Here is a 22,560-nt window from a genome sequence, read left to right on the forward strand (position 1 = left end):
CCGGTCTGTCAACCTATGCATAGCTGCCACCTACCTGTTTGACAGCAGTCCGGTAGCGGCCCCATCAAAGGGCACAAAACCATGCTGAAGATAGTCCCCGATCCACCCCACAACCACCACTCCCTCGAAGACACCATCATCCAGGCCACGGAATACGCCCTGTGCGCGCAGACCGTGGCGCATCAGGCTGTTCTGCTGCATCCCAAGTCGCCCGTGTCGATTCTGGTCCTGGCCGCGATGCATGAAATGGAGGCGCTGCGGGTGCTGCTCGAATCAGCGTTGATTCAGGTGCAGATGCCGCAGGTGGAGCCTCGCACACTGCACTAGGCCGTTAGCCATGGGTTGCCTGGGCTGGCCTCATCGCCGGCAAGCCGGCTCCCACAGGGGATCGGCGTGGCTGCGCGGCAGATGCTGTGTAGCTGATAGCGGATCTAACAGTGAGAGCTCGCCCAGGCACCGATCATTTCAGGGAGATTAAGCAATGAGCACAGACGACACCACGCCCCACACCACGGTGGGCAAGACTCGGTTCTACCAGGGTGAAGGGCATACCGACCCGCTGTTCTGCATCGAACCCGGCATCCCTTGTCAGCACGCACGGGAACAGGCTTCGGAGTTGATGGGCTGCGTGTGCGACCTGACCATCACCGGGATCATGGAGGAAAAACCTCAGCTGATCTGGGCATCGTATTACCTGAGCGCGCTGGCCAAGGCGCTGATGGATGATGCGGAGTTGGGGATGAAGCACTGAGGTCACAGGTGCATAGGGCCGCTTTGCGGCCCTTTCGCAATACAAGGCTGCTCGACACGGGTTAGGCTTTGGGGACATCAGTTCGGGATACGTCCATGGAATGTCATATCCGCCGCGCTCAGCGCGATGATGCACAAGCCATCAGCCGCATCGTGATCGCGGCGCTGCACGAATCCAACTCGCAGGATTACCCGGCAGAGGTGATCACCCAGGTAGAACAGAGTTTTTCACCTACGGCGGTCAGTGCCTTGCTCGATAGCCGGGTGGTGTTCGTGGCGTTCAACCAGAGCGAACTGCTGGGGACGGCGAGCCTCGATGGCGAGGTTGTAAGGACAGTGTTTGTCGCGCCGATCCATCATGGGGAAGGTATCGGCAGGCAGCTGATGAAGGCTATCCACACAGCGGCGATCAGGACTGGCGTCAGCGCATTGCGCGTTCCTTCGTCCATCACAGCCCAAGGCTTCTACGCGCGGCTGGGGTATCGGAAGCTTCGTGATGAATTCCATGGTGTAGAGCGCACCATTGTCATGGAAAAGTCCACGCTGACCATTTCGGAAGCGGCACACGCGCTCAACGTTTCTTGCGAGTATCTGGCAAAGCAGTTGGACGAGGGGGCAATCCCTCATACCTGCGTCGACGGTGAGCGGGGTATCACGCTCCCCGACCTGATTGCCTACAAAGACAGGCATGACGCGATCAGCCAGACCTGACATTGGCATCGTCAGGCGTTTCCTGTATTACGACGGCTCCGGACCTCGCTTCAAGGACGCCCCATGCACCACCGCCTCACCGCCCTCTGCCACCAAGCCAGCTGTTCGCGCAGTACCTGTGCCTGGCTGGCCATCGATGATGTACCCATCGAAATCTGGCTGGCCAAGCACCTGGACCAACCTGATCTGGAACGCAGTGGCCTGTCCTTGATGTGGTTGCTGGACGAGGAAGAAGACGCCCTGGCCAATCGGCGCATCATCCCGGCTGCGGATGGCACCTCCACCCTGGTACCGCTGCTGGTGTGCAGCGACGACATGAACTTCGACTGCTTCGCACTGATGACCGAACAGGTGATCGACGGCGATACCGTACACTGGCGGCGGTTCGGGAACAGCGCCACTGGCGGGCTGGAAGTGGGTGCTTCCACGCACTGGTATCCAGACAGTAAGCCGGTGAGCTTCGCGCTCAGTGATTTCAACCAGGCACTGACCGATCACAAACGGCTGATCAAGGGCTGCATCGGTAGCGCGGGCTAAACCTGGCGCTGTGCAGCAACAGCAAGGCAAACGCCGCGCTGCCGATCAAAGGCCACCCCAGGAACAGCAACGATTCCGGAAACCAGGCGAGGATCGCCAGATTCGCCACCGTGCCGCACGCCAACCCCGCCCAGGCAGAGCGGGCCCACGCTGGTGGGCGCGTGCTTTGCAGGAAGTGCCGATAAAGCCGTAGCCCTGTGTATACGCCCCACAAGCCCATCGCCGTGACGATGACCAGCCCCATACGGGTCAGTTGGTAATCCCAAGGGTCATCGAAACCGTTGTAGATCATCCCTGGGAGCAAGACCACGGCGAACAGGCCCCAGTATCCCGTAACCAACAACACGGGAAGTACCACGCACAAGCCCAGCAGCCGTACAGCCAGTTTTTTGAATATCGAAGGGGTATCGCTCACACCAACATCCTTGTCATTTGAGCATCGGCGACCGCAGCCGACTCAGCGCTTGCCCAACATCGCCTGGCGCTCCCGCCAGATCTCCTGCACGAACGGATCCGTCACCCCATACAACCCATGCCCGCGGCGGATGATCAGATTGGCCGCCAGCAGGTCATTGGCCACGGGCTGAACTTCCTCCACCCGCACCTCACGCCCGACGACCTTCGAGTACTGCGCCGCCGCCTCGGCGGAGAACACCCCGCGTGTCTCGCCGTCCACCGAGGCGATGCGGGCGAAGATGGCCTGGGCGAGCACGCCCAGCTCCTCGACCTTCATCAGCTCCAGGTCCGCCGCCGCCGAACGCAGCGTGGCAGCGATCACCGGCAGCACCACATCCGCTCCAGAAGCCAGGCTGGGCGAATGAATCAACTGGCGCAGGGCGCGGATGAACTCTTCGGGGCGGCTGCCCAGCGTCTGGAACGCCTCGGTCGCCACCGCCAGCGAAGGCAGGTTGTCGAGGCCATCGGCTGCGAGCCGTTCAAGCCAGAACGCCACATAGTCCTCGCCCAGTACCGGATAGGCCACGTTGGTGGCACCGGCGAAGGCCTGGTTACGCCGGGCGGTCAGCTCGTTGACCATCGCCCGGTGCGAGCCGGTGCCGATGAACAGGAAATGCCCAGCCGGGGCTGGGCGTGGGTTGATGGCGTCACGCGCGGCCTTCAGCGCCAGCATCATCTGCTGCCCGTCTTCGGTGGTGATGGCGTGCTGCACTTCGTCGACGATCAACACCACATTGGCCTTGGCCTGGTCGACCACCTCGCCCAGGGCCTGGGCCAAGGTCACGCCGCCCGCCTCGCCCAGGGTGTCGAGGTTGAAGCCGAACTTGAACCCGGCCAGCTCCACCTCGGCGCCGCGCAGGGCCCTGAGCCGCTGCATGAACGACGACGCCGGCGTCTGCAGCTCGCGCAGGGCCTTGCGCACGGCGGCGAGCACCAGATGCACCGGGCTGGTCTGGGTGTCGCTCCACAGGTCGACGTAGATCACCAGCGCGCCCTTGGCCTCCAGCGCCGGGATCAGATCGTTCCTGAGGAAGGTGGTCTTGCCGGTGCGCCGCAGGCCAGACAGGAACAACCCGGAACGCAGGCCGATATCCAGCGCGGACGGCTCGAGCAGTTGCCGGGCCATGTCGGCGGCCAGTTCAGGTCGCAGGAAGATGTCAGCCATGGGTTTATCCGCAATTATTCCATGGCAATAATTATTGGCCTGGAATAATTCAATGTAAAGCCACGGCTGAGTACATCCGTATGACGAGCACCGTGGCCAAGCCGATCAGGCACAGCACGCCCACGCCATAGCTCAGCGTCCGCCAGGGCTGGAGCCGCGCCAGGTAGGTCACCGTATGCAGCACCCGCGCCACGGTGAACACGCCACTCAGCCACGCGATACTGGTTGCAGGTGCCTCGAGCGCAACCGCAAGCCCGGCCAAGGCCATGAACAGCGGAATGTTCTCCATGTCATTGCGCCAAGCCTGCGCGGCGCGCGTGACCTGCGGCAGTTCAGCGGGACAAGCCGAGCGTCTGAACACCGCCGCATCCTCGCCGTTGGTGAAGGCCAGGAAACGCAGGCGGAAGTAACCCTGGTAGCAGGAAATCGCCAGCATCTTGATGAACAACACCACCACACAGCAGGCATAAACCAACAGGGCGGTGCTCATTGCCCGTGCCTCGGCATGCCACCCTTGACCACGATGTACAGCAGCGGCCCCATGCAGACGAACACTAGCGTCAGCAGCAGATAGGGCATGACACCAAGCAAAGAGCCGCCGCGCTTGCGCTGGTCGCTGACCATCCACACGCAGCCCAGCCCGGCCATCACGTACAGGTCGATAACCACCTGCGCGGTGTCTGACCGGGACATCAGTTCCAGGCCAAAGGTAATCAGCGATTGCTCCGCAATCATCATGGTCCAGCCGGTGTACAGTGCAAACAGCAGCAACACCGGCAGCGCGATCCATTGAGCTCTCATAGTCGAATTCCATACCTGTCGATCTGGCGGGCGAAGTTGGCCTCACGCTAGTGATACAGTCACCTGCGCCGCAATGACCTCACAGGTCATGGACGCTTCAGCCAAGGACAGCCAGAGTCGCAGCATGAGCCCTCTTCCCTTCCACACCCCGCACCCGCCCACCGCTACCGACGCGGGCGCGCATCTGCGCCGCCTGCGGCGCCAGGCCGGGCTCAGCCAGCTCGACCTGGCGTTGCTCGCCGGTGTTTCGCAACGCCACCTGAGCTGCGTGGAAACCGGCCGCGCCAAGGCCAGCACAAGTACCCTGCATGCTTTGCTCAGCGCGCTGCAGGTACCGCTCGATCAGTGCAACGAAGTGTTCCTCGCGGCTGGCTATGCACCGCGCTACATGGCCTCTGCAGCGGACGCCCCGGCCATGAAGATGGTGCACGACGCCGTGGAGCACATCCTGCAGGCCAACAACCCCGCACCGGCCATCGTCATCGCCAGCAACTGGGACATCACGGCGGCCAATGCCAGTGCCGGACTTTTGTTCGCAATGGCCGGCGTAGCGACCAGCAGCACCTCGGGCCTCAACCTGCTGGACACCCTGCTGCGCCCGGGCGGGCTGGGGGATCATCTGGTCAATGCAGACGAGATACGGGCGATCGCCTGGCAACGGGCGGCCAGGGAGGCGGTGAGCAACCCTGACCTGGTGAAACTGCTGCAAGGCTTGCCCATGCCACCCGCGTTGGCGGCGGATACGCCTATGTCTCCAGTGGTGCTGACCCGGGTGCGCACTGCCGAGGGTGAGCTGCGCTTCCTGTCCACCTTCACTACCTTCGGCATGCCCCAGGACATCACGGTGGCGTCGCTGCGTATCGAGCACCTGGTGCCCGCCGACATCGAAACATGGCAAGCCATGACGGCGGCGTATCAACGAGTGATCCGCAACGCCGAGATTTGAGTGACAATCGCGGCGTCAGGACTCGATGAACCTCAATGCCAACCTTCTCGACAAGCAAGTGCTGGCGTCCAGGCCGGTAAGCACGGACTCAAGCCTGTGCCGCCTGCCCCGCCACTGCCCCACCCTCCAGCACCATCCCCTCGCGCATCCGCTGCGCATCCCGGTTGAAACACCGCGAAGCCGCCAACAGGAACACCATGGTCAGCATCAGCGCCACGGGTATCAGGTACATCGCGTCATGCAGCCCCTGGGCCTTGAACGCCTCGTTCATCATGCCCTCACCCGCCGCCGTCATGGCCGCCACGGCGAAGTGGTCGGAGAGCCCGCCGACCACCACCGGCCCCAGCCCGCCGCCCAGCAGGTACAGCCCGGCGAAGAACAGTGCCATGGCCGTGGCCCGCAAGCGCGGTTGCACCACGTCCTGGATGGCGGTGTACACGCAGGTGTAGAAGTTGTACGAGAACAGCCAGCCAATACCAAAGACCGCCACGAACACCCCCAGCTCGATGCGCCCGGCATGCAGCGCCCAGGCGGTGCACAGGCTGGCTACCAGCATGCTCAACGCGGCAAACACCAGGCGGCCATTGGCGAAGCGCTGGTGCACCTTGTCGGCCACCCAGCCGCCGAGGGTCAGGCCCACCAGGCCGCTGAGGCCAACGATCAGCCCGGTGGCCACTGCGGCGTCGTGCAGCGTTAGAGCAAAGTAGCGCTGCAGCATCGGCACCATGAATGAGTTGCAGGCATAGGTGGCGAAATTGAAGGTCAGCCCCGCCAACACCAGCCAGGCGAAGGTGGGCACGCTGAGCACCCGGCGCAGCGGGCGGTCGAGCGGGGTCTGGGCGATGGCCACAGTCTCCGCCGCACCGCGCGCGGGTTCGCGGATCATGAAGATGAACAGCGCCAGCAGCACGCCGGGCACGGCGGCGATGAAGAAAGGCGCCCGCCAAGTGCCGAAAGCCTCGACCATTGCACCGATTGTGAAGAACGCCAGCAACAGGCCCAACGGCAAGCCAAGCATGAAGATGCCCATCGCCCTTGCCCGCCGCCCGGCGGGGAACAGGTCGCCGATCAGCGAGTTGGCGGCAGGCGCGTAGCTGGCCTCGCCGATGCCCACGCCCATGCGCACCAGCAGGAAGCTCCAGAAGCTGCCGACCATGCCGTTGACCGCCGTCAGCCCGCTCCAGGCCAGCAGGCCCCAGCCCATGAGCTTGCTGCGTGAACCGGTGTCGGCGATACGTGCCAGGGGCAGGCCGGCGATGGCGTAGACCAGGGTGAAGGCGGTGCCGATGATGCCGATCTGGAAGTCGCTCAGGTGCCACTCCAGGCGGATCGGCTCGATGACGATGGCGGGGATGGTGCGGTCGAAGAAGTTGAACAGGTTGGCCAGGAACAGCAGGAACAGGATGCGCCAGGCGTTGGACGCTTGGGGGGCGGTGGGCATTGTCGGGTCCCTCATCATTGTTTTTCGGGGCGTCCAGCACGCCTTGTGCAATCTAGAGGCGGATGCAGTGACCGTCTGCCAACATTGATCGCGCTTATAGCGGTTGATGGGTTTTGCCAGGGAGGGCTGCCAGTGCACTCGGGCCTGCACGAACTTCATCCCTGCCAAGGTACGGGAGTGCTAACGTAAGCGGCCATGCCGCCGGCCTCGGCGTGCAGCGTCGTGGCCACCCTCGATACCCCATTCTGAAATTGGTAGTTCCCATGCCCGTTGCTGATTCAGCACTGATCATCTGGTCGGTCGCGGCCCTGGCCACCGCCCTGGTCATCGTTCGCCCCGGTCGCGTGCCGGAATACGTCTGGGCGCTGGGTGCCGCCGTGCTGCTGACGACCTGCGGGCTGATCCCTTGGCGCATGGCATTGTCGGCCGTGGCCAAAGGTGGCGATGTGTACCTGTTTTTGGTCGGCATGATGGTGCTGGCCGAACTGGCGCGCCAAGAGGGACTGTTCGACTGGTTGGCCAGGTACGCGGTGCAGCACGCCAAGGGCTCCGGGCAGCGTCTGTTCGACCTGGTGTTCCTGGTCGGTACCCTGGTCACGGTGTTCCTGTCCAACGACGCCACCGCCGTGGTGCTGACGCCGGCCGTGTACGCGGCATGCAAGGCGGCCAAGGCCGAGCCGCTGCCCTACCTGTTCATCTGCGCCTTCATCGCCAATGCCGCCAGCTTCGTGCTGCCCATCTCCAACCCGGCCAACCTGGTGGTCTTCGGCAGCCAGATGCCGCCGCTGCTGGAGTGGCTGCGCCAGTTCAGCCTGCCGTCGCTGGCGGCCATCGCCGCGACCTACCTGATGCTGCGCCTGACCATGCGCAAGCGCATCCGCCAGCCGCTGGCCGTGGCCATCGAGCTGCGCCCCTTGTCAGCCGGCGCCCGGCTTTGCGCGCTGGGCCTGATGTTCACCGGCGCCCTGCTGTTGACGGTATCGGCACTGGACGTGCCGCTGGGGCTGCCGACCTTTTGCGCAGGCATGGCCACGGTCGGGCTGATCCACCTGCGCCAGCGGCGCAGCCCGGCGCCGTTGCTGCGCCATGTGGCCTGGGGCGTGCTGCCGCTGGTCGCGGGCCTGTTCGTGCTGGTGGAGGCGGTGGCCCATACCGGCGTGATTGATCGGCTCGCGCATATGCTGGCGACCCTGGCGCAGCAGTCGCCGGGCACGGCGAGCTGGGCTGCGGGCGTGATCTCCGCGGTGGCCGGCAACCTGATGAACAACCTGCCCACCGGCCTGATCGCCGGCTCCATCGGCCAGCTGGTCGAGCTGCCCCGGCAGACCACCGCCGCCTTGCTTATCGGTGTCGACCTGGGGCCGAACCTGTCGATCACCGGTTCCCTGGCCACGCTGCTGTGGCTGGTGGCGATCCGCCGCGAGGGCGAGCATGTCGGCGCGCTGGGTTTCTTGCGCCTGGGCGTGCTGGTAATGCCCCCGGCACTGGTGGCGGCACTGTTGCTGCTGGCGGTCTGAGCCCGGCCTTCAGAACACCACCGAACGCCGCTGCTCGGCCGTCGCCACCACCCTGCCGCGCTTGAGCACCATCAGCCGCGCAGGCAGGTCGAGGATCACGTCGCTGACACGGTGGGTATCCATCAGCACCAGGTCCGCGTCGTTGCCCACCGCCAGGCCATGGTTCTGCAACCCCAGGGCCTTGGCAGGGTTGCTGGTGAGCATCGGCAGCACCGTGGCCTGGTCGTCCGCCCCGCCCAGGTGGCAGGCGGGGATGGCCAGTTGCGCGATGTGCAGCAGGTCGCCGGTACCGTAGGGGGTGAAGGCATTGCGTATGTTGTTGGTGGCCAGGCACACGTTCACCCCGCCATCGCGCAAGGCTCGCACCGGTGTGAGGGTGCGGCGCACATTGTGGCTGTCGCCGCGGGCGCCCAGGTGCAGGTCGGTGGCAGGCAGGCACATCACGCTGATGCCGGCTTCGCGCAGCAGCGCGATGATGCGCGCCTGGCGCGCTGGCTCCACGGCCGCCAGGCTGGTCAGGTGGCCGACGCTGACGCGCCCTTGGTAGCCCGCGGCGAGGGTCCGGCGGGCGACGTACTCGATGGTCATGTGCTCGGCGTCGTCGGCGAAGTCCTGGTGCAGGTCGATGTCCTTGCCGTAGCGCTGGGCCAGGTCGAAGACGAAATCGATGTGCTCCAGGGGCGATACGTCGTTGTAGGGAATGCCGCCGACCACATCGGCGCCCCTCTCCATGGCCTCGACCATCATCTCTTTCATGCCGGGCAGTTTCAGGATGCCTTCCTGGGGAAACGCCACCACCTGGATATCGATGACATCACGCAAGGTTTCGCGCAGCTCCAGGACCACGTCCAGGCCGGTAAAACCCTGGGCCGGATCGAACTCGGCGTGGGCGCGCACATGGGTGGTGCCGGCCTGCACCAGGGCGCGCAACACCTGCACAGAACGCTCGCGAATATCGTCGTGGGTCAGGGTGGGCTTGAGCGCGGCGGTGACGGCGATCGCTTCCTTCAAGGTGCCGGAGCGGTTGGCCTTGCGCTGCATGACGTTGGCTTTTTCCAGGTGCAGGTGGGCTTCGACGAAGCCGGGGACCAGGACATTGCCGTTGCCCTGGATTTCCTGGTTTGCCGTTGCCGTGATCGTCTGGGCGATATCAGTGATCTTGCCATTGCGCACGGCCACATCCATCAAGGGTTTTGCGTCGTCGATGCGGACATTTCTGAAGATCAGGTCCATGCCGTCACTCCTGATAGGGGATCATTAGCGAGCGTGGAAATGGCCCGGCCGTCTTGCTGCGGTCGGGCCATTCCCCTAAGGGCGAATTAGAACGGTTTGGTCGGCAGGTACTTGCCATCCAGGGTGATCACCGCGCGGGAACCACCTTCCGGGTCGTCAACCTTCTTCACGTCGAGCTTGAAGTTGATGGCGCTGATGATGCCGTCGCCGAACTTCTCGTGGACCAGTGCCTTGAGGGTGGTACCGTACACCTGCAGCATCTCGTAGAAGCGGTAGATGGTCGGGTCGGTCGGCACGCCGCCTTGGATGCTGCCGCGCAGTGGCACGGTCTGCAGCAGGGCAATGCCATCGGCATCCAGGCCGAGCTTGTCACCCACCACCTGGGCAGCGCTGGCCGGCAGCGGGTGCTGGCCCAGCAGCGCGGCGGTGACGAAGGCTTCGGACAGGCCGGTGCCGTCGGTGATCTGGGCGAACGACAGGTCCTTGCGGGCCTTGGCCAGGAGGATGACTTCGCTCAGGGCAAGGCGGGCGTTCTGGCTGATTTGCGACTGGATCATGGTGTATCTCCTTGGGTTTGAAAAAGGTTCAGGCAACGTGCCTGGAGGGGTGGGAAACGGCGTTGACGTCAGGGTTCTGCGCCAGGGCCACGAACTGGCCGGTGCGCCCATCGAAGGCGTCGATGCGGCCGCTTTCGATGTCGTAGATCCAGCCATGCAGGCGCACGCGGCCCTCTTCCAAGGCCAGGCGCACCGAGGGGTGGGTCTGGATATTGGCCAGCTGGGCGATCACGTTCTCGCGCACCATGGCCTCGACCTTGGCCTGCGGGCTGTGATGCTGGCGCACCTCGTTGACCACCCGGGCGGAGTCGGCGTAGCGCAGCCAGCCGGCCACGGCAGGCATGTGGTCCAGGCACTTGCAGGTGGCGATGGCGGTCATGGCGCCGCAGTCGGAGTGGCCGCAGATGACGATGTCGGCCACTTGTAGGGCGGCGACGGCGTACTCGACCGAGGCCGATACGCCGCCAGGCTCAGGGCCGTAGGACGGCACGATGTTGCCGGCGTTGCGGATGACGAACAGGTCGCCCGGCTCGCGCTGGGTGACCAGCTCGGGCACCAGGCGGCTGTCGGAGCAGGAGATGAACAACGCCCGGGGGCTTTGCTGGGTGGCCAGGTCCTTGAACAGCTTGACCCGCTCGGGGAAGGCGTCGCGCTGGAACTTCAGAAAACCGTCGATGATGTCTTTCATGGCTGCTTGCCTCAATGTCGCGGTGTGTTGAGGCAAAGGTTACGCAGCGTATTACATAAGGTAAAAGTCTCATTTATGATGAAGCGCATCAGATTATCTTATGGAAACAGTCATGCTTGCCCGGCACCTCCAGTACTTTCTCGCAGTGGCGCAACACCACAGTTTCACCCGCGCCGCAGCGGCGCTGCATGTCTCCCAGCCGGCGCTGTCGCAGCAGGTCAGGCAACTGGAGGAAAGCCTTGGCGCGCAGTTGTTCGACCGTTCCGGGCGCAGCACGCGGCTGACCGATGCCGGGGAGGTCTACCTGCGCTATGCCAAGCGGGCGGAGCAGGAACTGCTGGAGGCCAGGCGCGCCATCCATGACGTGGGCGACCTGAGCCGAGGATCGCTGCGGGTGGCGGTAACGCCGACCTTCACCAGCTACCTGATCGGCCCGCTGGTCGAGGCCTTCCATGCGCGTTACCCGAACATCACCCTGAACCTGCGCGAGATCGCCCAGGAGAGCATGGAGGAACTGTTGCAGGCCGATGAGCTGGATGTCGGCATTGCCTTCGATGAGGTTCACAGCCAGTACATCGACAGCCGGCCACTGCTGGTAGAAACCCTGGCGCTGGTGGTCAGTCGCGCACATCCACTGGCCAATACACGCAGCATCGGCCCACAGGCGCTCAACGACGAGTCGCTGATACTGCTCAGCGCCGAGTTCGCCACGCGCGAGCAGATCGAGCGCTATTTCCGCCAGCACGGTATACGCCCACAGGTGCGGATGGAGGCCAACGCCATTGGCGCAGTGATCGAAGTGGTGCGCCGTACGACACTGTCGACCCTGCTGCCCGCCACCATCGCCCTGGCCCATGACGAACTGGCCGCCATTGCCCTGGACCCACTGCGCCTGCAGCGCACTGCGGTGTTGATGCAGCGCAGGGGCGCCTACCAGAGCGCGGCGGCGCGGGCTTTCATCGAAGTGGCAGCGTCAGTGGCGGCACGCCTGGAAACCGGCGACCGCGCAGCCGATACTCAGCTCAGCTGAGCGATCAACACCGCATTGGTGTAGATCAGGCTGCCATCGCTGGCCCGATGCCCGACCAGATGAAACTGGCCACGCTCGTCGTCGCTCAGGTAGACGCGCAGGCGGCAGTCCGACAACGGGCCGTAGCCCTCGGGCAACACCAGGTTCAGGCTGTCCATGTCGACATCCACCATCGCCTCGGGCTCGTGGCTCTGTTGCAGGCGCTCCTCGGCCTGCTCCAACTTGCGGTGGTTCACACCCTGGATGTCGAAGTGGATATCACCCACCGGGGTGGACCTGCGATCACCCTCAGCTTTGAACCAGCCTTCGATCGTCAGCGTACTCATGGCGATTCCTCATGCTGTGGAGCATTTTCGATCACTGCTGAGGGGGTTGACCCTGGCGTGGCTGAGAACGTTCCAATCGGTCGCCCGACCGCTCAAGTGCCTTGCGCCAAAGCCGCCTCCATTGCCCTGGCCTGCACCCGCAGCGCCTGGCAGAATGGCTCCAGCACCACTGACGCCGGCCGCAGCTCTGGCCGGATCAGCATCACTTGGTACGGCACCGACAGGCTCAGGCGACGGATCGCCAGCCCAGCCTGCCCCGCTTCCAGCCCGCTCAGCGGGTTTATGATCGCCACCCCCAGCCCCTGGCGGACCATGGCGCACACCGAGGCGGCGCTGGTGGTCTCGATGATCGTGCGGCGATTCACGCCGGCCTCGCGGAAATGCCGGTCGAGTTGCTGCCGGTAACTGTCCAGGCTGGCCAGGTTGATGAAGTCGACTTCGTGGAAGTCCTGCAGCTGGAGTACCGGCTTGGCCAGCAGGGGGTGCTGCGCGGGCAACACGCAGACCATGTCGGCACTGAACAACAGTTCACCGACCGCACCCCGCGGCACCTGCGCGGTCTCGGTCAAGCCGAGGTCGTGCTGCTGGGCGACCAGCGACTCCTCCAGCAACGGCGACTCCTGCGCGGTAATGCTCAAGCTGACTCCGGGATGGTGCTGGTGAAACGCCTTGCAGGCCCTCGGCAGCAGGGTTTGCGAGAACAACGGCAGGCAGGTGATGGCCAGCCGGCCCTGCTCGAAATTACGGATGGCCTGGGCGAAGCGGTCGATGCGCTCGAGGCCGACGAAGGCACGCTCGACTTCCTCGATCAGCAGCAAGGCCTGGGCGCTGGGCACCAGGCGCCCGCCTTCGCGTTCGAACAGGCTCAGGCCGGTGACCTGCTCCATGCGCGCCAGCTCGCGGCTGACCGTGGGCTGTGAGGTGAACAGCAGGCGCGCGGCGCCAGTGACACTGCCGGCGGCCATGATGGCGCGGAACACTTCGATATGACGAATGGAAAGTCGCATGGCTGGGGCAAGACCTGGGCGTGAGCAGAAATCTGGAGGGGCGGATACATATCAGATATGAATCACCTTCAGAACAATAGCTATTTTTATGAATCACCAAAACTGCCTCACCATCGGCGTATCCAAAACAAGGAACGCCACCATGACCACCACCCTCCTGGCCGACGCCGTCCGCCAGCACGGTTCGCCGCTGTGGGCCTACGACGCCCAGACCATCCATCAGCGCATCGACCAGCTCACGCAGCACTTCGACACCGTGCGCTTCGCACAGAAGGCCAACCCCAACCTGCACGTGCTGCGCCTGATCCGCGAACGCGGCCTGGTGCTCGATGCTGTGTCCCTGGGCGAAATGGAACGCGCCTTCGCCGCCGGGGCGTCGGTGGGCGGCGAACCCGCCGGTGTGGTGCTGACCTGCGACGTGCTGGACCAGCCGACCCTGGCGCGGGTGGTGGAGACCGGTATCGAGGTCAACGCCGGCTCCATCGACATGCTTCGTCAGCTCGGCGAGCGCTCCCCCGGGCACCGGGTGTGGCTGCGCATCAACCCCGGCTTCGGCCATGGCCACAGCCGCAAGACCAACACCGGCGGCGAGAACAGCAAGCACGGCATCTGGCACGAGCAATTGTCCGAGGCGCTGGCCTGTGTGAAACAGTACGGATTGCACCTGGTGGGCGTGCACATGCACATCGGCTCGGGGGTGGACTACGAACACCTGGAACAGGTAGCCGGTGCCATGGTCGGGCTGGTCGGCAAGCTGGGCATGGATATCGAGGCCTTCTCCATCGGCGGCGGCCTGTCCACCCCCTACCGCGACGGCGACCAACCGGTGGACCTCCAGCGCTACGCCCACACCTGGGCGGTGGCCCGCTCGGAAATCGAGGCGATGCTCGGCCACTCCGTGCGCATGGAGATCGAGCCGGGGCGCTTCCTGGTGGCCGAGTCCGGCTACCTGGTGGCCGAGGTGCGCGCGGTCAAGCAGATGGGCGGCCGCCACTACATCCTGGTCGATGCCGGCTTCAACGACCTGATGCGCCCGGCGATGTACGGTGCTTATCACCGCATGAGCCTGTTCGATGCCGTGGGGCGCCCAGTCAATCGCCCCCTGCAACCGACCGTGGTGGCCGGGCCGCTGTGCGAGTCCGGTGATGTGTTCACCCAGAACGACGAGGAGTTGACGCCCCAGGACCTGCCCCAGGCCAAGGTGGGCGATCTGCTGGTGATTCACGACGCCGGGGCCTATGGCGCATCGATGTCGTCGAACTACAACAGCCGACCGTTGCTGCCGGAGTTTCTGCTCGAGCAAGGCAGGCTGCGGATGATCCGTCGACGGCAGAGCGTGCAGGAACTGCTGGCCCTGGAGTTATCCGTGTAACGCGATGGGTTTGTGGGAGCGAGCCCGCTCCCACGACGACGGGCGTCAAGCCGGCGTCACCAGACGGTACCCCACGCCCGGTTCGGTAATGATGAACCTGGGCGCCGTGGGGTCATCCCCCAGTTTCTGCCGCAGATGCCCCACCACGATGCGCAGGTAGTGGGTATCGTCGACATGGGTCGGCCCCCAGATATCCTTGAGCAGTTGCTGCTGGGTGATTACCCGCCCGGGGTGCCCGGCCAGTTGCGCCAGCAACGCGTATTCCTTGCGCGTAAGCGCCACCTCGACGCCCTCCAGGGTCACCTTGCGATAGGCAAAATCCACCACCAATGGCCCAAAGCTCGCCGCCGACGTGGCTGCCCCCACCTGGGGTGCCTGGCGCAGCAAGGCCCGCACCCGGGCAAGGAATTCCTGGATACCGAACGGCTTGGTCACGTAGTCGTTGGCCCCGCCGTCAAGCGCATCGACCTTCTGCACTTCGCTGGCACGCACCGACAGCACCATCACCGGCACCGTGCTCCATTCACGCAGCTCGCGCAGCACCTGCTGGCCGTCCATGTCCGGCAGACCGAGGTCGAGTACCACCAGGTCGGGCTTGTTCAAGGCGGCCTGGGCCAGGCCGTCGCTGCCGGTGCCGGCCTCGATCACCTTGTAGCCCTGGGACGCCAGGCTGATGCGCAGGAACTTGCGGATTTGCGGCTCGTCGTCGATCACCAGCAGGGTGGCGGCTTGGCTCATGGGGCTTCACTTTCAGTATCGGGTTGGGTCGGCAGCGGCAAGCATAGAGTGATGCGGGTGCCGTGACCATCGATGCCGTCGTCGACCAGGATCCGCCCGCCATGGGCACCGATCATGCCCTGGCAGATCGCCAGGCCCAGGCCGGTGCCCTGCCCGCCCCGATCACCGCGGGCGGCGGTGTAGAACATGTCGAAGATCTTCTCGCGTTCATCCTGGGGGATGCCGGGGCCTTCATCGGCCACGGCGAAGCACAGTTGCTCATCGCGCACCGAGACCTGAAGTTCCAGGCGGCCTTGCGTTGGAGAGAAACGCGCGGCGTTTTCCAGCACGTTGATCAGCGCCTGCTCGATCAACGCCGCGTGCACGAACAGCAGCGGCAGTTCGGGCGGGACTTCGGTGTGCACGCGCAGGGGGGCCAGCACCACGCGCAAGCGGTTGAGGGCGCTGCCGACGATATCGGCCGGGGCCACCCAGTCGCGGGCCAGCTTGAGCGTGCCGTGGCCCAGGCGGGTCATGTCCAGCAGATTCTGAATGTAGCGATCCAGGCGCTCGGCTTCGTTGCGGGTGCCTTCCAGCAGCTCGCGGCGGTCGTCCGGGGGGATGGCGTCGCCCAGCGCCAACAGACTGTCGATGCTGCCACGCATCGACGTCAGCGGCGTGCGCAGGTCGTGGGAGACCGAGGCGAGCAAGGCGCTGCGCAGTTGCTCGGTTTCACCATGCAGGCGGGCGGCCTCCAGTTGCTCGCCCAGGCGGGCGCGGGCCAGGGCCTGGGCCAGGGGCTGCGCCAGGGCCATCAACAACCGACGGCGCGGATCACTCAGTGGTTCGCCGTCGCGTGGGCGGATGCCGAGCAGGGCCAGGGGCTGTTCCTCCACGACCAGCGGCCACCACCACCAGCGGCCGTGGGGCAAGGTGTCACTGCCGAAGCCCGCGGCCTGGCCATGTTGCCAGGCCCATTCGGCGGCAGCGCGTTCATTGTCGGTGAAGGCTGGCGAGCCACCGCTTGCCACTTGCAGCAGGCCGTCGGCGCTGCGCTCGAGCAGACACACCTGCACGCCCTGCCAGCCATCCATATGCTGGCCGGCAGCGCTGAACACCGCCTGGCGGTCGGTGGCCACGGTCAGGCGACGCGACAGGTCGAGCAACTGGCGGGTCTCTGCCTGGGTCTCGCGCAACGCCTGCAACTGGCGGCGCTGGCGCGCGGCGAGGTTGCCGGTCAGCGCGGCCATCAGCAGGAAGAACACCAGGGTCAGCACGTCCTCTTCGCGCTGGATGGCGAAGGAGAAGTTCGGCGGGATAAACAGGAAGTCGTAGGTGAGGAACGACAGCGCCGCGCACGCCAGCGCCGGCCCCAGGCTGCTGCGCACCGCCACCAGCAGCACAGCGCCGAGGAAAACCAGAGAAATGTTGGGCAGCGCCAGCACGCTCGACACCGCCCAGGACAAGCCCGCCGCCAGCCCGGTGGCGAGCAGCGCCAGCAGGTAATGGCGCCATACCCATACGCGCTTTACCACCGTGCGCGCCGCTGGCGGCTGGGCGTCGCGGTCGAGCACGTTGATCTCCAGGCCGTGGCTCTCACGCAGCAGGCGGGCCGCCACACCGGCGCCGAACAGGCGCCGACGCAACAGATCACGGGACTGGCCCACCAGCACCAGGCTGGCGCGGCGCTCGGCGGCGTGCTGGATCAACGTGCGCGCCACTTCGCCGGCGCGCAGCAGCACCACTTCGCCGCCGAGGCGCTCGGCCAGTTGCTGGGCAGCCTGCAAGCGATGGCGGGCCGTCTCGTCACGCAGGCGGCCGTTGTCGACGTGGACCACGCTCCATGGCAGATGGCGACGCTGGGCGACGCGACAGGCATGGCGCACCAAGCGTTCGGCCTGCTCGTCGCCATCGATGCCCACCAGCAGCCGGCCGCGCAGGGCCGGGGCTTCCTGACCGCGCTGGCGATAGCCGCTGGCCAGGTCCGCGTCCACCTGGGCGGCGGCGGTCTGCATGGCCAGTTCGCGCAGGGCGGTGAGGTTGGTCTGGGAGAAATAGGCCTCGATGGCCGCCCGTGCCTGTTCGGGTACGTAAACCTTGCCCTCGCGCAGACGCTCGAGCAGTTCACGCGGCGGCAGGTCGATCAGCACCAGTTCGAAGGCTTCCTGCAACACCCAGTCAGGCAGCGTCTCGCGCACCTGCACGCCGGTGATGTCGCGGACCTTGTCGTTGAGGCTTTCCAGGTGCTGGACGTTGACCGTGGTGTAGACGTCGATGCCGGCGGCGAGCAGATCCTGCACGTCTTGCCAGCGTTTGGCGTGGCGGCTACCAGGGGCGTTGGTGTGCGCCAGTTCGTCGACCAGCACCAGCGGCGGCGTGGCCTTGAGCAGGCCGTCGAGATCCATTTCCTCGAGGATCACGCCGCGGTATTCGCTGCGCAGCAGGGGTTGCTGGGTCAGGCCGCCGAGCAAGGCCTCGGTCTCGGCCCGGCCGTGGGTCTCGACCACCCCGGCCACCACGCGCACGCCCTGGCGTTGCTGGGCGTGGGCGGCCTGCAGCATGGAGAAAGTCTTGCCGACCCCGGGCGCGGCGCCGAGAAATACCTTGAGCCTGCCCCGGCCTTCCCGGGGCAGGCCCGCCAACAGCGCGTCGGCGCGGGCGGAGTCACTCATGTTTCATCCTTTGGTTGTTCAAGGATCAGCTGTTCGCCGGCAAGCCGGCTCCTACAGACACATGCCAGGACGGCACAAACCCCGTAGGAGCCGGCTTGCCGGCGAACAAATCCCACCGTCAGCGCGCGGCTAGCGGCGCCAACCGCTCAAGCGCCTGGTTCAATGCCAGCACATTCACCACCGGTGGCCCGATCAGTGGACGCAGGGTGGCGTCATTCACCAGCACTTGCAAGCGCTCCTCAGAGACCTGCCGCGCCGCCGCCACGCGCGGCAGCTGGTAGGCGATCGCCTCGGGCGGCAGGTGCGGGTCCAGCCCGCTGCCCGAGGTGGTCAGCAGCGCCTGTGGCACCGGCCCCTGCTGCGCCTGGTACTGCGCAGCGGCATCGGTCTTGACCCGCTCGACCAGCGCCGGGTTGCTCGGCGCCAGGTTGCTGGCGCCGCTGGCCACGGTGGCATAGGCCCCCGCCGAAGGCCGCGACTGGAACCAAGCGTCACCCTTGAATTCCTGGGCGATCAACGCCGAACCGCGCACCTCGCCCCGATCATCGCGCAACAGGCTACCGTTGGCCTGCTCAGGGAAGGCGACCTGGGCGATGCCGGTCACCGCCAGGGGATACAGCGCGCCGGTGACCACGGTCATCAGCAGGATCAGGCTCAGGGCCGGGCGTACATAAGCGGTCATGTCAGTCTCTCCTCAGACCAGGTGCAGCGCAGTAAGCAGCATGTCGATCAGCTTGATCCCGGCGAACGGCACGACAATGCCGCCCAGGCCATAGATCAGCAGGTTGCGCCGCAGCAAATGGGCGGCGCTGGCGGCCTGCACCCGCACCCCACGCAGCGCCAGGGGGATCAGCACGATGATGATCAGCGCGTTGAACACAATGGCCGAGAGGATCGCGCTTTGCGGGCTGGCCAGGTGCATCAGGTTGAGCACGCCCAACTGTGGGTAGATGGCGGCGAACAGCGCCGGCAGGATGGCGAAGTACTTGGCCACGTCGTTGGCAATGGAGAAGGTGGTCAGCGCGCCACGGGTGACCAGCAGCTCCTTGCCCACCTGTACCACGTCCAGCAGCTTGGTCGGGTCGCTGTCCAGGTCGACCATGTTGGCGGCCTCGCGGGCCGCCTGGGTGCCATCGTTCATGGCCATGCCCACGTCGGCCTGGGCCAGGGCTGGGGCGTCGTTGGCACCGTCACCGCACATGGCCACCAGGCGGCCGTCGTTCTGCTCCTGGCGGATCCGCGCCAGCTTCTTCTCCGGGGTGGCTTCGGCGAGCACGTCGTCCACACCCGCCTCGGCAGCAATGGCGGCGGCGGTCAGCGGGTTGTCGCCGGTGACCATCACGGTGCGGATACCGAGCTTGCGCAGTTCGGCGAAACGCTCGCGGATACCGGGCTTGACCACGTCCTTGAGGTGGATTACGCCGAGCAGGTGCTTGTCGACGCACACCAGCAGCGGGGTGCCGCCGCTCTGGGCGATGCGCTCCACTTCACGGGCCAGCGCGGTGGGCAGCTCCAGGCGTTGCAGGCCGCAGAAGGCCAGTACCGCGTCGACGGCGCCCTTGCGGTAGCGGCGCTGCTGGAAGTCGATACCCGACAGGCGCGTCTCGGCGCTGAAGGCGATGGCTTCGTACTGGTTACTCGCCGGTTCCGCGAAATCGTGCAACTGGCGCAGGTACTCGACGATCGACTTGCCCTCGGCAGTGTCATCGGCCAGCGAGGCGAGCAAGGCGCCCTCCCCCAGCTCCTTGGCGGTCACGCCCGAAGCTGCATGCAGGGCGCTGCAGCGACGGTTGCCGAAGGTGATGGTACCGGTCTTGTCGAGCATCAGCGTGTGCACGTCGCCTGCCGCTTCAACGGCGCGGCCGGAGCGGGCGATCACGTTCAGACGCACCAGGCGATCCATGCCGGCAATGCCGATGGCCGACAACAGGCCGCCGATGGTGGTGGGGATCAACGTCACCAGCAGCGCGGCGAGGAAGATCAGCGGCAACTCGCCACCAGCGAAACGGGCGAACGGCTGCAGGGTCACCACCACGACCAGGAAGATCAGGGTCAGGCCGATCAGCAGGATGTCGAGGGCGATCTCATTGGGGGTCTTCTGCCGCTTGGCGCCTTCGACCAGGGCGATCATGCGGTCCAGGGTCGACTCGCCGGGGTTGCTGGTGATGCGGATCAGCAGCCAGTCTGAGACCAGGCGGGTGTTGCCGGTAACGGCCGAACGATCGCCGCCGGACTCGCGGATCACTGGCGCGGACTCGCCGGTGATGGCCGCCTCGTTGACCGCGGCGATGCCTTCGAGCACCTCGCCGTCGCCGGGGATCAGCTCACCGGCCACCACGCGCACCACGTCGTCCTTGCGCAACTGGGTGGCGGCGACGGTCTCGAACGTACCGTCACTCTTGCGGCGCTTGGCGGCCAGCCCCTGACTGCCGGCCTTGAGGCTGTCGGCGCGAGCCTTGCCACGGCCTTCGGCAAGGGCTTCGGCGAAGTTGGCGAACAGCACGGTGAACCATAGCCATACGGTGATCTGCACGGCCACTGAAGTGCTCACGCCACTTTCAGGGGCGAAGCAAAGCACGGTGGTCAGCATGGCAGTGAGGGCCACCACCAGCATCACCGGGGCGCGTTTGAGCTGGCGCGGGTCGAGCTTGACGAAGGCCTGCACCAGCGCCGGGCGCCACAGGGCGGCGAAACGGGTCTGGTCCTTGGCGCTATGACGCGCCTTCACTTCGGGAATGGGCATGTTCATGGTGTGTTCCTCAGAAACCCAGGCTCAGGTGTTCGGCAATCGGCCCCAGGGCCAGGGTCGGCAGGAAGGTCAGGCCACCGACCAGCAGGATGGTCACCAGCAGCAGCGTGGTGAACAAAGGGCCGTGGGTGGGGAAGCTGTTCAGGCCTTGCGGCGCGCTCTTCTTGGCGGCCAGGCTGCCGGCTAGGGCCAGCACCGGCAGGATGTAGCCGAAGCGGCCGATTAGCATGGCCAGGCCGATCATCACGTTGTGGAACGGGGTGTTGGCGCCGAAGCCGGCGAAGGCCGAGCCATTGTTGGCGGTACCCGAGGTGTAGGCGTACAACAGTTGGCTGAAGCCGTGGGCCCCGGGGTTGGTCACCGCGCCGGCAGGCCCTGGCAGGCTGGCGGCGATGGCGCCGAGCACCAGCACGCCCACCGGCATCACCAGCAGGGTCGCCACCAACAGCTGTACTTCACGGGCCTGCAGCTTCTTGCCCAGGTATTCCGGGGTGCGGCCGATCATCAGGCCGGCCAGGAACACGGCGATCAGCACGAACAGCAGCATGCCGTAGAGGCCCGCGCCGACGCCGCCGAAGATCACCTCGCCAAGCATCATGTTGACCATCGCCACCATGCCGGTCAGCGGGTTGAGGCTATCATGCATGGCGTTGACCGAACCGTTGGAGGCCGAGGTGGTGGTCACCGTCCACAGTACGGAGCCGGTAGTGCCGAAACGGCTCTCCTTGCCTTCGAGTGGCGCGCTCTGCTGCACCTGGGCGCTTTCCAGGGCCGGGTTGGGCTGGTGTTCCGACCACAGCGCGGTGCTGCTGCCGATCAGGAACAGCGCGAGCATACAGGCGATGATCGCGCGGCTCTGGCGCAGGTCCTTCACGTAGTGGCCAAAGGTGAACACCAGAGCCACCGGGATCAGGATGATCGAAGCCACTTCGAACAGGTTGCTCCAGGCCGTGGGGTTCTCGAACGGGTGAGCCGAGTTGACGCCGAAGAAACCACCACCGTTGGTGCCCAACTGCTTGATGGCGATCTGGCTGGCGGCTGGGCCCAGCGGGATGGTCTGGTCGGTGCCTTGCAGGGTCACGGCGTGGACGTAGTCGGCAAAGGTCTGCGGCACGCCTTGCCAGACCAGCAGCAGCGCCAACACCAGGCAAAGCGGCAGCAGGCCGTAGAGGGTGGCGCGGGTCAGGTCGACCCAGAAGTTGCCCAGGGTGCTGGCCGAACGGCGGGCGATGCCCCGGCACAGGGCAACCAGCACGGCAAGGCCCGTGGCGGCGCTGACGAAGTTCTGCACGGTAAGGCCGATCATCTGGCTCAGATAGCTGACCGAGGCTTCACCGCTGTAGGCCTGCCAGTTGGTGTTGGTCATGAAGCTGACCGCGGTGTTGAACGCCAGCGACCATTCCTGGCCCGGCAAGTGCTGCGGGTTGAGCGGCAGGCTGCCCTGCAGTTGCAGTACGCCGAACACCATCAAAAAACCGGCCAGGTTGAAGGCCAGCAGGGCCAGGGTGTACTGCTTCCAGCTCTGCTCCTGGTCGGCGCGCACGCCGGCCACACGGTAACAGCCCCGCTCCACCGGGCCCAGGAGCGGCGACAGCCAGGTACGCTGGCCCTCCATGACCTTGAAGTAGAAGCGCCCAAGCCAGGGCGCCGGCAGCAGCACGATGGCGAAGAACGCCAGCAGCAGCAGGTAATCGTAACTGTGCATGGTCGCCCCTTAGCCGCGATCGGCGCGCAGCAGCGCCACCAGCAGGTAAACCGCCAACGCCACCGCCAGAAGCAGTGACAGCCCGTCGAGCATGTACATGTGCAATCTCCCCTAGTTGCGGCGTGAAGGCCGCTTTGGGGAAATTGTCCGAGGGAGGGACGTAAAGGGGCGAGATGGGGG

Annotated in this window: 23 protein-coding genes and 1 pseudogene; 8 read left to right on the forward strand and 16 right to left on the reverse strand. The window is 65.6% G+C overall.

Annotated elements, in window-relative coordinates:
* Positions 1 to 81 precede the first annotated feature (81 nt).
* The 4 genes and pseudogenes from AC3WL2_RS18965 to AC3WL2_RS18980 all read left to right on the forward strand — a co-directional run bounded on the left by AC3WL2_RS18965 (position 82) and on the right by AC3WL2_RS18980 (position 1,998).
* Positions 82 to 327: a hypothetical protein gene (locus AC3WL2_RS18965; RefSeq protein ID WP_102683700.1), complete on the forward strand. Its 246-nt coding sequence runs from the start codon at positions 82 to 84 to the stop codon at positions 325 to 327.
* Positions 328 to 481: 154 nt separating this feature from the next.
* On the forward strand, positions 482 to 751 hold the full coding sequence (locus AC3WL2_RS18970) for a DUF3077 domain-containing protein (RefSeq protein WP_046854813.1): 270 nt from the start codon (positions 482 to 484) through the stop codon (positions 749 to 751).
* A 95-nt stretch (positions 752 to 846) separates the two neighbouring features.
* Positions 847 to 1,287, forward strand: a pseudogene (locus AC3WL2_RS18975) (GNAT family N-acetyltransferase); the annotation flags it as partial.
* 237 nt (positions 1,288 to 1,524) lie between these two features.
* Positions 1,525 to 1,998: a hypothetical protein gene (locus AC3WL2_RS18980; RefSeq protein ID WP_102683702.1), complete on the forward strand. Its 474-nt coding sequence runs from the start codon at positions 1,525 to 1,527 to the stop codon at positions 1,996 to 1,998.
* Here AC3WL2_RS18980 and AC3WL2_RS18985 read toward each other — a convergent pair.
* The 4 genes from AC3WL2_RS18985 to AC3WL2_RS19000 are packed head-to-tail and all read right to left on the reverse strand — an operon-like array spanning position 1,970 to position 4,420.
* Positions 1,970 to 2,413, reverse strand: coding sequence for a hypothetical protein (locus AC3WL2_RS18985; protein ID WP_102683703.1), 444 nt, complete (start codon positions 2,411 to 2,413; stop codon positions 1,970 to 1,972). The genes AC3WL2_RS18980 and AC3WL2_RS18985 overlap by 29 nt on opposite strands.
* A 42-nt stretch (positions 2,414 to 2,455) precedes the next feature.
* Positions 2,456 to 3,619 carry an AAA family ATPase gene (locus AC3WL2_RS18990; protein ID WP_102683704.1) on the reverse strand — a complete coding sequence of 388 codons (1,164 nt, stop codon included), beginning with the start codon at positions 3,617 to 3,619 and terminating at the stop codon, positions 2,456 to 2,458.
* Between the two features lie 49 nt (positions 3,620 to 3,668).
* On the reverse strand, positions 3,669 to 4,109 hold the full coding sequence (locus AC3WL2_RS18995) for an MAPEG family protein (protein WP_102683705.1): 441 nt from the start codon (positions 4,107 to 4,109) through the stop codon (positions 3,669 to 3,671).
* The gene (locus AC3WL2_RS19000; RefSeq protein WP_102683706.1) at positions 4,106 to 4,420 is read right to left on the reverse strand and encodes a DUF2834 domain-containing protein; all 315 of its coding nucleotides are present in this window, start codon (positions 4,418 to 4,420) and stop codon (positions 4,106 to 4,108) included. Before AC3WL2_RS19000 ends, AC3WL2_RS18995 begins: the two co-directional genes overlap by 4 nt.
* A 124-nt stretch (positions 4,421 to 4,544) precedes the next feature.
* On the opposite strand from AC3WL2_RS19000, the gene AC3WL2_RS19005 reads away from it, so the two are divergent.
* Positions 4,545 to 5,366, forward strand: a complete 822-nt coding sequence (locus AC3WL2_RS19005) for a helix-turn-helix domain-containing protein (RefSeq protein ID WP_256582600.1) — start codon at positions 4,545 to 4,547, stop codon at positions 5,364 to 5,366.
* Positions 5,367 to 5,454: 88 nt separating this feature from the next.
* Here AC3WL2_RS19005 and AC3WL2_RS19010 read toward each other — a convergent pair whose 3' ends face one another.
* The gene (locus AC3WL2_RS19010) at positions 5,455 to 6,807 is read right to left on the reverse strand and encodes a spinster family MFS transporter (protein ID WP_102683708.1); all 1,353 of its coding nucleotides are present in this window, start codon (positions 6,805 to 6,807) and stop codon (positions 5,455 to 5,457) included.
* 263 nt (positions 6,808 to 7,070) lie between these two features.
* On the opposite strand from AC3WL2_RS19010, the gene AC3WL2_RS19015 reads away from it, so the two are divergent.
* Positions 7,071 to 8,324: an arsenic transporter gene (locus AC3WL2_RS19015; protein WP_102683709.1), complete on the forward strand. Its 1,254-nt coding sequence runs from the start codon at positions 7,071 to 7,073 to the stop codon at positions 8,322 to 8,324.
* Positions 8,325 to 8,333: 9 nt separating this feature from the next.
* Here the strand turns inward: AC3WL2_RS19015 and AC3WL2_RS19020 are convergent, their stop codons facing one another.
* From AC3WL2_RS19020 to AC3WL2_RS19030, 3 genes are all read right to left on the reverse strand, one after another.
* Positions 8,334 to 9,557 (reverse strand): amidohydrolase family protein, encoded by a 1,224-nt coding sequence (locus AC3WL2_RS19020; protein WP_102683710.1) that lies wholly within the window; start codon positions 9,555 to 9,557, stop codon positions 8,334 to 8,336.
* A gap of 86 nt (positions 9,558 to 9,643) precedes the next feature.
* Complete coding sequence (gene cynS, locus AC3WL2_RS19025) at positions 9,644 to 10,114, reverse strand: cyanase (protein ID WP_038706489.1); 471 nt, start codon at positions 10,112 to 10,114, stop codon at positions 9,644 to 9,646.
* A 28-nt stretch (positions 10,115 to 10,142) separates the two neighbouring features.
* Positions 10,143 to 10,802, reverse strand: coding sequence for a carbonic anhydrase (locus AC3WL2_RS19030; protein WP_102683711.1), 660 nt, complete (start codon positions 10,800 to 10,802; stop codon positions 10,143 to 10,145).
* 112 nt (positions 10,803 to 10,914) lie between these two features.
* Here AC3WL2_RS19030 and cynR point away from each other — a divergent pair, with 112 nt between their 5' ends.
* Entirely contained in the window at positions 10,915 to 11,832 is a 918-nt protein-coding gene (gene cynR / locus AC3WL2_RS19035) for a transcriptional regulator CynR (protein ID WP_102683712.1), read from the forward strand.
* On the opposite strand, the gene AC3WL2_RS19040 is transcribed toward cynR, so the two are convergent.
* Together AC3WL2_RS19040 and AC3WL2_RS19045 are read right to left on the reverse strand one after the other, a co-directional pair.
* Positions 11,820 to 12,158 carry a hypothetical protein gene (locus AC3WL2_RS19040; protein WP_102683713.1) on the reverse strand — a complete coding sequence of 113 codons (339 nt, stop codon included), beginning with the start codon at positions 12,156 to 12,158 and terminating at the stop codon, positions 11,820 to 11,822. The two genes, cynR and AC3WL2_RS19040, sit on opposite strands and share 13 nt — an antisense overlap.
* Positions 12,159 to 12,250: 92 nt before the next feature.
* Complete coding sequence (locus AC3WL2_RS19045) at positions 12,251 to 13,165, reverse strand: LysR family transcriptional regulator (RefSeq protein WP_102683714.1); 915 nt, start codon at positions 13,163 to 13,165, stop codon at positions 12,251 to 12,253.
* Positions 13,166 to 13,307: 142 nt separating this feature from the next.
* Here AC3WL2_RS19045 and lysA point away from each other — a divergent pair, with 142 nt between their 5' ends.
* Positions 13,308 to 14,537 carry a diaminopimelate decarboxylase gene (gene lysA / locus AC3WL2_RS19050; RefSeq protein ID WP_102683715.1) on the forward strand — a complete coding sequence of 410 codons (1,230 nt, stop codon included), beginning with the start codon at positions 13,308 to 13,310 and terminating at the stop codon, positions 14,535 to 14,537.
* Between the two features lie 45 nt (positions 14,538 to 14,582).
* Here the strand turns inward: lysA and AC3WL2_RS19055 are convergent, their stop codons facing one another.
* From AC3WL2_RS19055 to kdpF, 6 genes are all read right to left on the reverse strand, one after another.
* Positions 14,583 to 15,275: a response regulator gene (locus AC3WL2_RS19055; protein ID WP_102683716.1), complete on the reverse strand. Its 693-nt coding sequence runs from the start codon at positions 15,273 to 15,275 to the stop codon at positions 14,583 to 14,585.
* A complete protein-coding gene (locus AC3WL2_RS19060) occupies positions 15,272 to 17,926 on the reverse strand; it encodes a DUF4118 domain-containing protein (protein ID WP_102683717.1) in 2,655 nt (884 codons plus the stop codon). Before AC3WL2_RS19060 ends, AC3WL2_RS19055 begins: the two co-directional genes overlap by 4 nt.
* A gap of 118 nt (positions 17,927 to 18,044) precedes the next feature.
* A complete protein-coding gene (gene kdpC / locus AC3WL2_RS19065; RefSeq protein ID WP_102683718.1) occupies positions 18,045 to 18,608 on the reverse strand; it encodes a potassium-transporting ATPase subunit KdpC in 564 nt (187 codons plus the stop codon).
* A 12-nt stretch (positions 18,609 to 18,620) separates the two neighbouring features.
* Positions 18,621 to 20,675, reverse strand: coding sequence for a potassium-transporting ATPase subunit KdpB (kdpB, locus tag AC3WL2_RS19070; protein ID WP_102683719.1), 2,055 nt, complete (start codon positions 20,673 to 20,675; stop codon positions 18,621 to 18,623).
* A 10-nt stretch (positions 20,676 to 20,685) separates the two neighbouring features.
* A complete protein-coding gene (gene kdpA, locus AC3WL2_RS19075; RefSeq protein WP_102683720.1) occupies positions 20,686 to 22,380 on the reverse strand; it encodes a potassium-transporting ATPase subunit KdpA in 1,695 nt (564 codons plus the stop codon).
* A gap of 9 nt (positions 22,381 to 22,389) precedes the next feature.
* A complete protein-coding gene (gene kdpF / locus AC3WL2_RS19080) occupies positions 22,390 to 22,479 on the reverse strand; it encodes a K(+)-transporting ATPase subunit F (protein ID WP_011534724.1) in 90 nt (29 codons plus the stop codon).
* Between the last annotated feature and the right edge of the window lie 81 nt (positions 22,480 to 22,560).

This window comes from Pseudomonas sp. FW305-96 (assembly GCF_058783825.1).

Bases quoted from the DNA above. Each gene is read 5' to 3' on its own strand.
- AC3WL2_RS19000 (WP_102683706.1), bottom strand. From the start codon at position 4,420: ATGAGAGCTCAATGGATCGCGCTGCCGGTGTTGCTGCTGTTTGCACTG.
- cynR (WP_102683712.1), top strand. From the start codon at position 10,915: ATGCTTGCCCGGCACCTCCAGTACTTTCTCGCAGTGGCGCAACACCAC.
- kdpA (WP_102683720.1), bottom strand. From the start codon at position 22,380: ATGCACAGTTACGATTACCTGCTGCTGCTGGCGTTCTTCGCCATCGTG.
- AC3WL2_RS18980 (WP_102683702.1), top strand. From the start codon at position 1,525: ATGCACCACCGCCTCACCGCCCTCTGCCACCAAGCCAGCTGTTCGCGC.
- AC3WL2_RS18990 (WP_102683704.1), bottom strand. From the start codon at position 3,619: ATGGCTGACATCTTCCTGCGACCTGAACTGGCCGCCGACATGGCCCGG.
- AC3WL2_RS19055 (WP_102683716.1), bottom strand. From the start codon at position 15,275: ATGAGCCAAGCCGCCACCCTGCTGGTGATCGACGACGAGCCGCAAATC.
- cynS (WP_038706489.1), bottom strand. From the start codon at position 10,114: ATGATCCAGTCGCAAATCAGCCAGAACGCCCGCCTTGCCCTGAGCGAA.
- AC3WL2_RS19060 (WP_102683717.1), bottom strand. From the start codon at position 17,926: ATGAGTGACTCCGCCCGCGCCGACGCGCTGTTGGCGGGCCTGCCCCGG.
- kdpC (WP_102683718.1), bottom strand. From the start codon at position 18,608: ATGACCGCTTATGTACGCCCGGCCCTGAGCCTGATCCTGCTGATGACC.
- lysA (WP_102683715.1), top strand. From the start codon at position 13,308: ATGACCACCACCCTCCTGGCCGACGCCGTCCGCCAGCACGGTTCGCCG.
- AC3WL2_RS19020 (WP_102683710.1), bottom strand. From the start codon at position 9,557: ATGGACCTGATCTTCAGAAATGTCCGCATCGACGACGCAAAACCCTTG.
- AC3WL2_RS19040 (WP_102683713.1), bottom strand. From the start codon at position 12,158: ATGAGTACGCTGACGATCGAAGGCTGGTTCAAAGCTGAGGGTGATCGC.
- AC3WL2_RS19045 (WP_102683714.1), bottom strand. From the start codon at position 13,165: ATGCGACTTTCCATTCGTCATATCGAAGTGTTCCGCGCCATCATGGCC.
- kdpB (WP_102683719.1), bottom strand. From the start codon at position 20,675: ATGAACATGCCCATTCCCGAAGTGAAGGCGCGTCATAGCGCCAAGGAC.
- AC3WL2_RS19015 (WP_102683709.1), top strand. From the start codon at position 7,071: ATGCCCGTTGCTGATTCAGCACTGATCATCTGGTCGGTCGCGGCCCTG.
- AC3WL2_RS19030 (WP_102683711.1), bottom strand. From the start codon at position 10,802: ATGAAAGACATCATCGACGGTTTTCTGAAGTTCCAGCGCGACGCCTTC.
- kdpF (WP_011534724.1), bottom strand. From the start codon at position 22,479: ATGTACATGCTCGACGGGCTGTCACTGCTTCTGGCGGTGGCGTTGGCG.
- AC3WL2_RS18995 (WP_102683705.1), bottom strand. From the start codon at position 4,109: ATGAGCACCGCCCTGTTGGTTTATGCCTGCTGTGTGGTGGTGTTGTTC.
- AC3WL2_RS19005 (WP_256582600.1), top strand. From the start codon at position 4,545: ATGAGCCCTCTTCCCTTCCACACCCCGCACCCGCCCACCGCTACCGAC.
- AC3WL2_RS18970 (WP_046854813.1), top strand. From the start codon at position 482: ATGAGCACAGACGACACCACGCCCCACACCACGGTGGGCAAGACTCGG.
- AC3WL2_RS18965 (WP_102683700.1), top strand. From the start codon at position 82: ATGCTGAAGATAGTCCCCGATCCACCCCACAACCACCACTCCCTCGAA.
- AC3WL2_RS19010 (WP_102683708.1), bottom strand. From the start codon at position 6,807: ATGCCCACCGCCCCCCAAGCGTCCAACGCCTGGCGCATCCTGTTCCTG.